Source organism: Micromonospora sp. NPDC005254 (assembly GCF_042872525.1).
In the GTDB taxonomy this organism is placed as follows: domain Bacteria; phylum Actinomycetota; class Actinomycetes; order Mycobacteriales; family Micromonosporaceae; genus Micromonospora.
In genome coordinates this window covers 55,762-67,920 of sequence record NZ_JBIAKM010000008.1, presented here as the reverse complement: position 1 = coordinate 67,920, position 12,159 = coordinate 55,762, and the positions used below count along the sequence as shown (strand labels likewise).

General features: G+C 74.0%; 11 protein-coding genes. 5 read left to right on the top strand and 6 right to left on the bottom strand.

The annotated features are described in order from the left end of the window. Window positions 1-33: 33 nt before the first annotated feature. Window positions 34-1,008, bottom strand: coding sequence for an Acg family FMN-binding oxidoreductase (locus tag ACFYPR_RS23665; RefSeq protein ID WP_387262522.1), 975 nt, complete (start codon window positions 1,006-1,008; stop codon window positions 34-36). Between the two features lie 195 nt (window positions 1,009-1,203). Here ACFYPR_RS23665 and ACFYPR_RS23660 point away from each other — a divergent pair, with 195 nt between their 5' ends. Beyond that, window positions 1,204-1,842 (top strand): response regulator transcription factor, encoded by a 639-nt coding sequence (locus ACFYPR_RS23660; protein ID WP_234581614.1) that lies wholly within the window; start codon window positions 1,204-1,206, stop codon window positions 1,840-1,842. Window positions 1,843-1,857: 15 nt separating this feature from the next. Here ACFYPR_RS23660 and ACFYPR_RS23655 read toward each other — a convergent pair whose 3' ends face one another. From ACFYPR_RS23655 to ACFYPR_RS23635, 5 genes are all read right to left on the bottom strand, one after another. Continuing rightward, on the bottom strand, window positions 1,858-3,534 hold the full coding sequence (locus tag ACFYPR_RS23655) for a GAF domain-containing protein (RefSeq protein ID WP_387262770.1): 1,677 nt from the start codon (window positions 3,532-3,534) through the stop codon (window positions 1,858-1,860). Between the two features lie 96 nt (window positions 3,535-3,630). Beyond that, window positions 3,631-4,626 carry an Acg family FMN-binding oxidoreductase gene (locus tag ACFYPR_RS23650; RefSeq protein ID WP_387262519.1) on the bottom strand — a complete coding sequence of 332 codons (996 nt, stop codon included), beginning with the start codon at window positions 4,624-4,626 and terminating at the stop codon, window positions 3,631-3,633. A 239-nt stretch (window positions 4,627-4,865) separates the two neighbouring features. After that, complete coding sequence (locus tag ACFYPR_RS23645) at window positions 4,866-5,711, bottom strand: universal stress protein (protein WP_354855426.1); 846 nt, start codon at window positions 5,709-5,711, stop codon at window positions 4,866-4,868. A 10-nt stretch (window positions 5,712-5,721) separates the two neighbouring features. Next, window positions 5,722-8,115 carry a phosphoketolase gene (locus ACFYPR_RS23640; protein WP_387262517.1) on the bottom strand — a complete coding sequence of 798 codons (2,394 nt, stop codon included), beginning with the start codon at window positions 8,113-8,115 and terminating at the stop codon, window positions 5,722-5,724. Between the two features lie 67 nt (window positions 8,116-8,182). After that, window positions 8,183-9,043, bottom strand: a complete 861-nt coding sequence (locus ACFYPR_RS23635; RefSeq protein WP_363938933.1) for a universal stress protein — start codon at window positions 9,041-9,043, stop codon at window positions 8,183-8,185. Between the two features lie 193 nt (window positions 9,044-9,236). On the opposite strand from ACFYPR_RS23635, the gene ACFYPR_RS23630 reads away from it, so the two are divergent. The 4 genes from ACFYPR_RS23630 (at window position 9,237) to ACFYPR_RS23615 (ending at window position 12,143) form a co-directional block, all read left to right on the top strand. Continuing rightward, entirely contained in the window at window positions 9,237-9,473 is a 237-nt protein-coding gene (locus ACFYPR_RS23630; protein ID WP_007457155.1) for an HTH domain-containing protein, read from the top strand. Beyond that, window positions 9,473-10,051, top strand: a complete 579-nt coding sequence (locus ACFYPR_RS23625) for a Clp protease N-terminal domain-containing protein (RefSeq protein ID WP_355139272.1) — start codon at window positions 9,473-9,475, stop codon at window positions 10,049-10,051. Before ACFYPR_RS23630 ends, ACFYPR_RS23625 begins: the two co-directional genes overlap by 1 nt. Window positions 10,052-10,144: 93 nt before the next feature. Continuing rightward, window positions 10,145-11,149: a diacylglycerol/lipid kinase family protein gene (locus tag ACFYPR_RS23620; protein ID WP_387262513.1), complete on the top strand. Its 1,005-nt coding sequence runs from the start codon at window positions 10,145-10,147 to the stop codon at window positions 11,147-11,149. Next, window positions 11,142-12,143 (top strand): YihY/virulence factor BrkB family protein, encoded by a 1,002-nt coding sequence (locus ACFYPR_RS23615; RefSeq protein WP_387262510.1) that lies wholly within the window; start codon window positions 11,142-11,144, stop codon window positions 12,141-12,143. Before ACFYPR_RS23620 ends, ACFYPR_RS23615 begins: the two co-directional genes overlap by 8 nt. The last annotated feature ends 16 nt before the right edge of the window (window positions 12,144-12,159 follow it).

Here is a 12,159-nt window from a genome sequence, read left to right as displayed (position 1 = left end):
GATCACCATCGGGCGTGAGCCTGAACGGGCGGCTCAGCGGCTGTCGACGGGTTGGACCAACACCTCGTCGACCTCCCGACGCGGGGTGGGACGGCCCGGCTGGCCGTACCCGATGCGCAGCACCATCTGCGGCGCGCCGAACCGCCCCAGCGACACCCGCAGCTGTTCCCGCGCGGTCGGCACCTCGATCGGCTGGGACAGCATCGACACGCTCAACCCCGAGTCGGTGGCGGTGAGCAGCACCCGTTGCAGGGCCTGACCGGCGACCACCTGGTCGATGGCGGTGTTGCCGACCGAGCCGAGCACCCCCACCAGCGGCTCGGGTTCGAAGTCCCGTCCCGGCGCCCGGTCGCGCCCGCCGAAGCCGCGCGTCGGCAGCACGTCCTGCGGCTCGTGCTGCGGGCCGCCGGCCGAGGCGGGTACGCCGTCCGGCGCGGGCTCCCGGCGCAGCCACCGCTCGCGTTCCGCCCGGTAGGCCGGGTCGCGCTCCAGCACCCGGTGCGCGCTGCGGGCGATCTCCCCGAATGCCGTCACCGCGCTCACCCCGATCAGCAACTCCAGCCAGCACCCCTCAGCGCGGGCCGCCTCACCGAGGCGCCACCGCGCGTCGGACGGCACCGGGTCCGGCCAGAACGGCAGCCGGTTGCTGAACCGGCGGGGGATGGCCGCGTGCAGGCTCTGCTCGGCGGGGGTGGGCCGGCGCGGGATGTCCGGCACCAGCCGGGCCAGCAGGTCCGGCTCGGCCGGGTCGGGGCGCAGCCGTACCCGGGCCGGGACGCCGGCCACGGCCAGCGCGACCCGCAGGTTGAACAGGGCTGCACCGCAGGCGATCCGTACGCCCCAACCGCTCGGGTCGGTCGCCGGCAGCCGCCGGGCCGGGTCGGCCAGCACCTCGATCCCACCGTCGCGTAGCCGTAACCGCCACGGCTGCGTGTTGTGCAGCGACGGCGCGCGGACCGCGTCCGCGGCGGCGGCTCGCAGTTGGGCTGTGGTGTAGCCGATGTGCATGGCGGTGCTCCCTTCCGGTGGGCCGGTCGTCGAGTCGCGGCGGCCGGCGCACCCCCACGGTCCGCCCGCCGGATGGGCGCCGAGCAGGGCCGGACGTCCCGATCCACCGGGCCCGACCGCCCCACCGACAGTCGGTCCCTCCGGTCGGGACCTTCGGCCCGTGCGCCTGCCGAGCGGCGCGGGTAGAAACGAGGGATGATCCGCGTCTTCCTCCTCGACGACCACGAGGTCGTCCGCCGTGGCCTGGCCGACCTGCTGCAGAGCAGCGGTGACATCGAGGTGGTCGGCGAGTCCGGCTCCGCGCAGGAGGCGTCCCGCCGCATCCCGGCGCTGCGGCCCGACGTCGCGATCCTCGACGCCCGGCTGCCCGACGGCAACGGCATCGACGTGTGCCGCGACATCCGGGCCGTCGACTCGTCCATCAAGGGCCTGATCCTCACCTCGTACGAGGACGACGAGGCGCTGTTCGCCGCGATCATGGCGGGGGCCGCCGGGTACGTGCTCAAGCAGATCCGCGGCACCGACCTGGTCGACGCGGTGCGTCGGGTGGCAGCCGGGCAGTCCCTGCTCGACCCGGCGATCACCACCCGGGTGCTGGAACGCATCCGCAACGGCGTCGAGCAGCCGCGCGAGTTGAAGTCGCTCACCGAGCAGGAGCGGCGGATCCTGGAGTACGTGGCCGAGGGGCTGACCAACCGGGAGATCGCGGGAAAGATGTTCCTCGCCGAGAAGACGGTGAAGAACTACGTCTCCAGCGTGCTGGCCAAGCTGGGCCTGGAGCGCCGCACCCAGGCCGCCGTCCTGGCCACCCGTCTGTTGGGCAAAACGCCCTGAGCCGACCCGCGCCGGTCAGTCGCGCAGGGGCACCGACCAGCACAGCTCGGTGCCGTGCGCCTCGACCGGGCGGATCGTGAAGGTGCCGCCGAGGCGGTCGGCGCGTTCCCGCAGGTTGATGAGGCCACCTCGGGCGGCGGCCGGGTCGCAGCCCACCCCGTTGTCGGTGACCGTCACGCTGACCTGCCCGCCGTCGACGCGTACGGCCACGTCGACGCGGGTGGCCTGCGCGTGGCGGACCGTGTTGGACAGCGCCTCGCGCAGCACGGCGGTGAGATCCGGGCGGAGGGCGTCCGGCACGGCGCTGTCCACCGGGCCGGTCACCTCCAGGTGCGGCTTGAAGCCCAGCGACTCGGCGGCCAACTCCATGGCCTCGCGGATCTCGGTGCGCAGCGCGGCGGTCATCGGCGTCCGCAGCTCGAAGATGGTGCGCCGGATGTCGCGGATGGTGGCGTCGAGGTCGTCGACGGCCGCGTTGATCCGCTTGGCCACCTCGGGGCGGGCCATCATCGGCGCGGCGCTCTGCAACTGCAGGCCGGTGGCGAAGAGCCGCTGGATCACCACGTCGTGCAGGTCGCGGGCGATCCGTTCGCGGTCCTCCAGGACCACCAGCAGCTCCCGTTCCTCCTGGCCGCGGGCCCGTTCCATGGCCAGCGCCGCCTGACCGGCGAAGCTGCCCAGCAGCGCCACGTCCTCGGCACTGGCACCGCCGCCGCGCTCCGGCCGGTGCGCCACGATCAGCACGCCGTGCAGCGTGTCGGCGGTGGCCAGCGGTGAGACGATCGCGGGCCCGGTGTGCAGCAGCGCCGGCCACGGCGCGGCGTGTGCCAGGTCGTCCACCTGGTCGTGCCGACCCTCGGCCACGGCCGCCCCGAAGCTGGTGTCGGCGGCCGGCAGGACCGCGCCGACCAGCGCCCGGGCCCGCTCGTCGACGCCGTCGACGACCTCCACGGTGAACTGGGCGGTCTCGCTGTCGTGGAGCAGCACCAGCGCCAGCTCCGCCTCGGCGACCTCCCGGGCCCGGCGGGCGACCAGCGTCAACGCGTCGGTGCGGCGCACCTCGCCGAGCAGCACCGTGGTGATCTCGGCGGTCGCGGCGAGCCAGCGTTCCCGCCGGTGGGCCAGGGCGTACAGGCGGGCATTCTCGATGGCCACGCCGGCGGCGGCCGCGAGCGCGACGACGATCTCCTCGTCGTCCTCGGTGAACTGCGCGCCGCCCTGCTTCTCGGCCAGGTAGAGGTTGCCGAACACCTGCTCCCGGATGAGCACCGGCACGCCCAGGAAGCTGTGCATGGGCGGGTGGTTGGCGGGGAAGCCGTAGGAGCGTGGGTGCTGGGTGATGTCCGGCATGCGCAGCGGGCGGGAATCGTCGATGAGCAGGCCGAGCACGCCCCGCCCGTGCGGCAGGTCGCCGATCTGCGCGTGCTGCTCGGGCGTGATGCCGTGCACGATGAAGTCGTGCAGCAGCCGGTCCGGGCCGACCACGCCCAGCGCGCCGTACCGGGCGCCGACCAGCTCGCAGGCCGCCTGCACGATGCGTCGCAGGGTGGTGCGCAGATCCAGGTTGGTGCCGATGCCGACGACCGCGTCGAGCAGCGCCCGTAGCCGCTCCCGGCTGGTCATCACCTCGCCGACGCGGTCCAGCATCTCCTGCAACAGCTCGTCGAGGCGGACCCGGGACAGCGGGCTCAGCCCGAGCGACGGCGTCACCGGGGATTCCGGGCGGGGCTGCGGAACGCTGCTGGTCACCGCGCGATCGTAGCGTCGGCGTACACAGTCGATCGCCCGTCAGGCCCGCTCGCCGCGCACCGCGGAGGTGTCCACCACCTGCTCGCTGGCCAGCCGCGGGGTGTGCGGCGGGCCCGCGTGTGCCGGGTCCGCGATGCCCAGACGCAGCACGAGGTACGGGAAGCCGATGCCGGCGAGCATCTGACGCAGGGTCTGTCGGGTGCCCGGGACCTCCACCACCGCGCTGAGCGGCACCACCGACACGCCGAGTCGGGTGGCGGTCAGCCAGGCGGCGGAGAGCGCTTCACCGGCGCGCAGCCAGCTGTCCCGCTCGTCCTCGTCGCCGTGCAGCAGCGCGTACACCGCCGCGCGGTCGTGGCCGGGGCCGACCGGCAGGCTGCCGGCGCGGCCGAAGTCGCGGGCCGGCACGGTGGTCTGCGGCGGCTGCTCGGGCAGCACCTCGGCCGGCAGCCCGGTGCCGGCGCCGGCGCGGCTCGTCCAGTACGCCAGCTCGGCGCGCAGCTCCGGGTCCTCGGCCTCGACCGTGTCGGCGTGCCCGGCCGTGGCGGCCAGCTCCAGCACCTGGTCGCGGTCGAGGACCTGGAGCCGGCCGCCCTCGGCGGTGACCGCCTGGGCGATCTCCCCGATCGCGTCGGTCGGCACCGGTTCGTCGCTGACCGGCCGCCGGTCGGTGTGCCGCACCGACATGCACTGCACCATCCGCATGGCCTCCGGGTCGGCTGCGGTTCGGCTCAGGTCGGTCAGCCGGGCCAGCAGGTCGGGGTCACCCGGGTCGGGCAGGCGCTGCACCACCGCGCGCCAGCCTTCGGCGGCGAGCGCCAGCCGGGCGTGGTGCAGGGCCGCGCCGCAGCTGATCACCAGCAGCCGCCCCTCCGGGTCGCTGGCCGCGAGCTGCCGGTCGGTGACCGTACGCAGCTCCAGCGCGTCGGGGAGCACCCGCCACCGCCACGGCTGCGTGTTGTGCACCGAGGGGGCGTGGCCGGCGGTGGCGGCGGCCTCCGCCAGCGCGGTGGTCAGCTGACTGTCCTGACTCATCGTCACGACCTTTCCGTCTCTGCCATCGCGCCTCACCTGGCGGTGACGCGCGGTGTCGCCGCCATCGTGGAACATCGTCGGACGCCGGGCAGGGGCCGCAGGTCCCGAATCGGCGGGTCGTTGCGCCCACCTGGTGCCTCGACCGGCGGCCGGCTCGGGTGCCGGCGAATGCGCCGAGCCGCCGGGACGCGCCGCTGTCGCGGCACGCGCCGACGCGGGCAGTCGGGCGGGCGCGGCCCTCAGCGTTCCCGGACGACCGCGACCGGGCAGCCGGCGTGCTGGATCAGCTGCTGGCTGACCGAGCCGAGCAGCATCCCGGCCAGCCCACCCCGGCCCCGACTGCCGACCACCACCAACTGCGCGGACCGGCTCGACTCGATGAGCGTCCCCGCCGGGCTGCCCGCGACGAGGTCGAGCGTGATGTCCAGCTCGGGGAACGTCCGCCGCCACGGCTCCAGCGCCTCCTCGACGGCGGCCTGCTCGTCGGGCGTCCCGGCCGCCGCCTCGGGGCCGGGGGTCCAGGCGTGCAGCACGCGCAGCGGCACCCGGCGTTGGGCGGCCCGCTCGACCGCGAACCCGAGCGCCACCAGCGACGGCTCCGAACCGTCCACACCGACCGCCACCGGGGCTTCCGGTCCGCTGGCGGTCCCGTCGCGGACCACCACGACCGGGCAGTGCGCGTGCGCGGCGACCGCCACCGCCGTCGACCCGGCCAGCAGCCCGCCGAACCCTCCGTGGCCGCGGCTGCCGAGTACCAGCAGCCCCGCGTCGGCGGAGCGCTCCTGCAACACCAGGGCCGGCGGCCCGTCGTACACCTCGCCGGTGACCGTCAGGCCGGGGTGCGCGGCGGCGGCGTCCGCCGCGGCCTTGCGAACCAGGTCGTCCGCCTGTCTCCGGGCGGTGTCGTCCGGCCAGACGCCGGGCGCCACGCCCGGACCGACCCAACTGGCCACCGTCAGCCACTCGAAGACGTACGCCAGCCGCACCGGCTGGCCGCTGCGCTCGGCCTCGGCCAGCGCCCAGTCCAGGGCCACCGACGCGTCGGTGGAGCCGTCGTAGCCGACCAGGATCTCCGCGTCCCGCACGTCGTCCTCCTCAGGGGTTGGTCGGATCGGTCTCGCGGACCCAGCGCCACTCGGCGACCCGGGGGTCGTCCTCGCCGTGTTCGCGGGTGTAGTCGCGGGCGGCCTGCCGGGCGTCGACCATGTCCTGGCGCAGGTGCGCGGCGCGGGCGCCGAGGCCGGGCACCCGGTCGATGACGTCGATGACCAGGTGGAAGCGGTCCAGGTCGTTGAGCATCACCATGTCGAACGGGGTGGTGGTGGTGCCCTCCTCCTTGTAGCCGCGCACGTGCAGGTTGCCATGGTTGGAGCGGCGGTAGGTCAGCCGGTGGATCAGCCACGGGTAGCCGTGGTAGGCGAAGATGACGGGCCGGTCCGCGGTGAAGATGGTGTCGAACTCCTTGTCGGGCAGGCCGTGCGGGTGTTCGGTGTCCGGCTGCAGGCGCATCAGGTCGACCACGTTGACCAGCCGCACCTTCAGCTCCGGCAGGTGCTCGCGCAGCAGCTCGGTGGCGGCCAGCGTCTCCAGGGTGGGCACGTCACCGCAGCAGGCTAGGATGACGTCCGGCTCGCTGCCGCCGTCGTTGCTGGCCCACTCCCAGATGCCCAGGCCACGCCGGGTGTGCTGGATCGCCTCCGTCATCGTCAACCAGTTCGGCGCGGCCTGCTTGCCGGCCACCACCACGTTGATGTAGTGCCGGCTGCGCAGGCAGTGGTCCATCGTGGCGAGCAGCGTGTTGGCGTCCGGCGGCAGGTAGACCCGCACCACCTCGGCCTTCTTGTTGACCACGTGGTCGATGAAGCCGGGGTCCTGGTGCGAGAAACCGTTGTGGTCCTGCCGCCACACGTGACTGGACAGCAGGTAGTTGAGCGAGGCGAGGGGCTGCCGCCAGGGGATCGCCCGGGTCACCTTCAGCCATTTGGCGTGCTGGTTGACCATCGAGTCGACGATGTGGATGAACGCCTCGTAGCTGGTGAACACGCCGTGCCGGCCGGTCAGCAGGTAACCCTCCAGCCAGCCCTGGCACAGGTGCTCGGAGAGCACCTCCATGACCCGGCCGTCGGGGGAGAGGTGGTCGTCGCCGGGGACCGTGCCGGCGATCCAGGCCCGGTCGGTCACCTCGAAGGCGGCGCCCAACCGGTTGGACGCGACCTCGTCCGGGCCGAACAGTCGGAACGTCTGCGGGTTGGCGGTGATCACGTCGCGGATCCACGGGCCGAGCACCCCGGTCGCGCCGGCCATCGGCTGGCCCGGCTCCCGGACGTCCAGGCCGTAGTCGCGGAAGTCGGGCAGGGTCAGGTCGCGCAGGACCACTCCGCCGTTGGTGACCGGGTTGGCGCTCATCCGTCGGTCACCGCGTGGCGGCAGCGTGCGCAGCTCGTCGACCGGAGCGCCGGTGGCGTCGAACAGCTCCTCCGGCCGGTAGCTGCGCAGCCAGTGCTCCAGTTCGGCCAGGTGGGCGGGGTTGTCGCGGACGCCCGACAGTGGCACCTGGTGGGCGCGGTACGTGCCCTCCACCCGGGTGCCGTCGACCTCGCGCGGGCCCGTCCAGCCCTTCGGCGTCCGCAGCACGATCATCGGCCAGCGGGGGCGTTCGACGACACCGCCGGAACGGGCCCGCCGCTGGATCTCGGCGATCTCGTCCAGCGCCCGGTCCATCGTCGCGGCGAGCGTGCGGTGCACCACTGCCGGGTCGTCGCCGGACACCACGTACGGCTGGTAGCCCGAACCCCGCATGATGTCGAGCAGATCGGACTCGGGGATCCGGGACAGCACGGCCGGGTTGGCGATCTTGTAGCCGTTGAGGTGCAGGATGGGCAGCACCGCGCCGTCGCGGGCCGGATTCAAGAAGACGCTGGAGAGCCAGCTGCCGGCCAGCGGCCCGGTCTCCGCCTCACCGTCGCCGACCACGCAGGCCACCACGAGGTCCGGGTGGTCGAACGCGGCGCCGTAGGCGTGGCTCAGGGCGTACCCGAGCTCGCCGCCCTCGTGGATCGAGCCCGGCACGTCCGCCGCGACGTGGCTGGGAATGCCGCCGGGGAAGGAAAACTGCCGGAACAGCCGGGCCATCCCGGCCTCGTCGCGCGCCACGTCGTGGTAGCGCTCCGACCAGGTGCCCTCCAGCCACGTGTTGGCCACGATGGCCGGGCCGCCGTGCCCGGGGCCGGTGACCAGCATCGCGTTCAGGTCGCGGGCGACGATCACCCGGTTGAGGTGCGCGTAGATCAGGTTGAGTCCGGGGCTGGTGCCCCAGTGTCCGAGCAGCCGTGGCTTGATGTCGTCGGGGGTCAGCGGCTCGCGCAGCAGGGGGTTGCCCAGCAGGTAGATCTGCCCGACGGTGAGGTAGTTCGCGGCACGCCAGTAGGCGTCCAGCCGGCGCAGCTCCTCGTCGGTGAGTGCGCGCTGCACGTCGAGAGCGATGTCCATGGTGCTGCCTCTCGCGGGTAGGGGGCGGGTGTCCGGCGTCCAGCCTCGCCGCCGCCGACGCGGCCGGTCAGGGCCGTTGGTCCCGGGTCGGGCGGGCGTCGGGCTCGGTGAGCGGCATCTCGGCCAGGCCGCGTACGACGACCACCGGGGCGGGGGAGTGGTAGAGCAGGGACTGGGCGACCGCGCCGAGCATGGCTCGTCCCGGTTCGTCGCCCCGGGCGGCGACCACCGCCAGCTGGGCCGACCGGGACGTGTCGACGAGCACCTGCCCGGGGTCGCCGCGGGCGACCCGGCACTCGGTGGGCACCCCGCTGTGGCGGTCGGTGTGGCGGGCCAGGGCCTCGCTGAGCTGCTCGGCGACCGCGTGGGTGTCCTCGTTGCTCTCCGCCACTCGCAGCGCCACGAGGCGGGCGTCGCGCCTGCGTGCGCAGTCCACGGCCCACCGCAGGGCGAGGTGTGAGCTGGGCGAGCCGTCCACCCCGACCAGGACCGGGCCCTGCGGCGGCGGTTCGCGGCGGACCACCAGCAGCGGGCAGTTGGCTCGCGCGGCCAACTGCACGGCGGACGTCTCGGCCGGGACGCACTGGCCGCTGCCGGCCATTCCGCTGTCGCCGACCGCCAGCAGGAAGGCCGTCTCGGACCGGCGGATGAGGGTGGGAAGCAGGCCGCTCTCGACGATCTCGGCGCGTACGGTCAGACCGGGTTCGACCTGGTGGGCGAGCTGGGCGGCCCGGGTGATCAGGTCCTCGGCCTCGTTCCGCGGCGCGGCGACGGTCGCCGCCTCGAAGGCCGCGTGCCAGTCGAAGGTGTGCACGACGTGCAGCGGTCGGCCGTGCCCGGCGGCCTCCTGCGCGGCCTGCTCCACGACCGGAAGGTCACCGTCCGAGCCGAGGCCGACCAGCACCTCCGCGTCGGCGGATACCGCCATCCGATATCACCTCCCGGGCGTCGCGCCCGGCACGACCGCGCTGTCTCCTGACTGAGGGTAGTCGGGTGGACGCGGCGGCGGGCCGGTTCGGGCCGCGCCGACGGGCCTGCGGTGGTCCGCGCATCGGGGGGGCGACGCGACCGGACGTCAACAAAGGTTGACAGCGGTGGTGGTGTCAACGTATGTTGACGGCATGAGTCAGGCGACGGAACTCGCGGCGGCAGCCGGCAGCACCGACCCCCGGGTCGGGCTGCGCGCCGTCCGCGCGCTGCGCCGGCTGCTCGAGCGACTCGAGGTGGTCCAGGTGGACAACGCCCGTCGACAGGGCTGGTCCTGGCAGGAGATCGCCGACGCGCTCGAGGTCAGCCGGCAGGCGGTGCACAAGAAACATGCTGGGCGACCGGCGGTCAACTCATCCTGGGAGGCGTGATGTTCGAACGGTTCACCGAGCGGGCGCGCGGCGTGGTGCGGCAGGCGCTGGAGGAGGCGCGGGCCGAGGGTCAGCGGCCGGTCGGCACCGAGCACCTGCTGCTCGCCCTGCTCGCCGACGAGGCCGGCCTGGCCAGCCGGGTGCTCACCGACGCCGGGGTGCGCGCCGACGACCTGCGCGAGCGGGTCCGGCGGCACACCAGCGGCGGAGGCGCTGGCCTCGGCGACGCGGACGCGGCGGCGCTGCGCGAGATCGGCATCGACCTGGCCGCCATCGTGGCCCGCATCGAGCAGTCCTTCGGCCCCGACGCGCTGCGCGAGGCCGTCCCGGCGCCGCGCCGCCGCTGGCGGCGTCGACGCTACCTCGGCGGGCCGTTCTCGCCCCGGTCGAAGAAGGCGCTGGAGCTGTCGCTGCGCGAGGCGTTGCGGCTGCGTCACAAGCACATCGGCACCGAGCACATCCTGCTCGGGGTGCTGCGCGAGGGCCAGGGGCTGGGCGCGCTGGTGCTCACCGAAGCGGGCGTCGACCTCGACGATCTGCGCCGACGGGTGGAGACCGCGCTGCGGACGGCGGCGTGACGCACGCGTACGCGTTGAAACCTGTCTGTGGCACTTCCGACGCCGGCCGGTCATCGGGTCGCTGAAGGCGGCCCGGTGCTGCACACTTGCGCCGTGGATGCTGGACAGGACAGGCGCCCCTCGGGTGGCGACGGCGGGCTGCGCTCCGCCGTGGTGGTGAACCCGGCCAAGGTCGACGATCTCGACGAGCTGCGCCGTACCGTGAACGACGCCCTGAGCGCCGCCGGCTGGCCCGAGCCGCAGTGGTTCGAGACCACCGTCGACGATCCCGGCCGCGGCCAGACCGAGCAGGCCGTCAAGGCCGGCGTCGACCTGGTCTTCGCCTGCGGCGGCGACGGCACCGTGATGTCCTGCGTCAGCGGGCTCGTCGGCACCGACGTGGCCCTCGCCGTGCTGCCGCAGGGCACCGGCAACCTGCTCGCCGCCAACCTCGGCCTCTCCACCGACCTCGCGGCGGGGCTCCAGGTCGCCGTCGAACGCGGCCGGCGGCTGCTCGACGTCGGCGCGGTGGAGGACCAGTACTTCACCGTCATGGCCGGCATGGGCTTCGACGCCCAGATGCTCGCCGCCACCAACGAGACCACCAAGGCCCGCATCGGCTGGCCGGCGTACGTCATGGGTGCCGTGCGGCACCTGCGGGACCGGCCGATGCGGGTGCAGATCCGCATCGACGACCGCCCGCCGGTGCGCCGCCGGGCCCGCTCGGTGCTGATCGCCAACGTCGGCCGGCTCCAGGGCGGGGTCCGCCTGCTCACCGAGGCCGAGCCGGACGACGGCTGGCTCGACGTCGCCGTGCTCACCCCGCGCAACCTGCGGCACTGGCTGGCCCTCGGCTGGGCGGTGATCCGCCGCAGCGGCCAGGTGCCGCAGATGGAGGTCTTCCGCGGCCGGACGGTGGTGGTCAGCAGCGACCGGGCGCAGCCGCGGGAGCTCGACGGCGACCTCATCGCCCCCGGTCGGCGGCTGCACGCCGAGATCCGACCGCAGGCGCTCTGGCTCTGCGTCCCGCAACCCGAGGACGCCCCCGACCTGTCCGTCGACGCGCAGGCCGCCGGGGAGCGGGGCGAGCAGCTGATCGAGGAAGCGCGCCGTGAGTAGCACCCGGATCGTGCCGGAGACCCGGCTGATGGCCAACGAGGAGCTGTCGGCCGACGACGCCTGGCACACACTGCGCCGCAAGGGCGGCTGGCACCTGCTGCGCGACGCGTTCATCCGGTTCCGCTACGGCGACGGGTTCAGCCACTCCCGCGCCTTCGCGTTGCAGCTCTGCCTCGCCGTGGTGCCGTTCCTGATCGCCCTCACCGGTCTGATCAGCAAGCTGGGTGTCGAGGAGGGCGGCCAGGTGGTCGCCGACACCGTGCTGGCGCTCACCCCGGGCCAGAGCGCGCAGGTGGTCGGCGAGCTGCTCGGCGAGGGCGAACGCGTCGAGGACGCCGGTGAGCTGGCGCTCACCCTCGGTCTGCTCACCGGGCTGGTCGCGCTGACCACCACGATGGCCCAGATCGAGCGGGGCGCCAACCGCATCTACGGGGTCGAACGGGATCGCCCGGCCCTGCCGAAATACCTGCGGGCGGCCGTCCTGGCCGTCACCGCCGGCCTGCCCGCGCTGGCCGGCTTCCTGATCCTCGTCGGCGGCGGGGCGATGGGCGACTCGGTCCGCAAGCACTACGAGTGGGGCGAGGTCGCCACCGGCGTCTGGGACGTGGTCCGCTTCCCGCTGAGCCTCGGGCTGACCGTGCTCGCCGTGGCAGTGCTGTTCCGGCACGCGCCACGCCGCAACCAACCCGGCCTGTCCTGGCTCTTCTTCGGCGCGGGCATCGCCACGGCCCTGTGGTGGCTGGCCAGCCTGCTGCTCGCCGCGTACGTGCGGTTCAGCGACGGCTTCGGCCAGACCTACGGCGCGCTGACCGGCATGGTGGCGCTCCTGCTCTGGGCCAACCTGACCGGCATGGCGCTCTTCGGTGGGCTGGCCTTCGCAGCCCAGTTGGAGGCGCTGCGCATCGGTGTGGAGGAGCCGGCGCAGCCCGACCTGTGGGAGCCCAAGACCGACCGCGCCGAGCTGCTCGACACCGGGGACATGACGGCGCTCTGAGCGGCGCCCGGGTGTA

Coding starts and splice junctions, on each gene's coding strand:
- ACFYPR_RS23635 (WP_363938933.1), bottom strand. CDS start 9,043: ATGGCGGTATCCGCCGACGCGGAGGTGCTGGTCGGCCTCGGCTCGGAC.
- ACFYPR_RS23665 (WP_387262522.1), bottom strand. CDS start 1,008: ATGCACATCGGCTACACCACAGCCCAACTGCGAGCCGCCGCCGCGGAC.
- ACFYPR_RS23630 (WP_007457155.1), top strand. CDS start 9,237: ATGAGTCAGGCGACGGAACTCGCGGCGGCAGCCGGCAGCACCGACCCC.
- ACFYPR_RS23640 (WP_387262517.1), bottom strand. CDS start 8,115: ATGGACATCGCTCTCGACGTGCAGCGCGCACTCACCGACGAGGAGCTG.
- ACFYPR_RS23660 (WP_234581614.1), top strand. CDS start 1,204: ATGATCCGCGTCTTCCTCCTCGACGACCACGAGGTCGTCCGCCGTGGC.
- ACFYPR_RS23650 (WP_387262519.1), bottom strand. CDS start 4,626: ATGAGTCAGGACAGTCAGCTGACCACCGCGCTGGCGGAGGCCGCCGCC.
- ACFYPR_RS23625 (WP_355139272.1), top strand. CDS start 9,473: ATGTTCGAACGGTTCACCGAGCGGGCGCGCGGCGTGGTGCGGCAGGCG.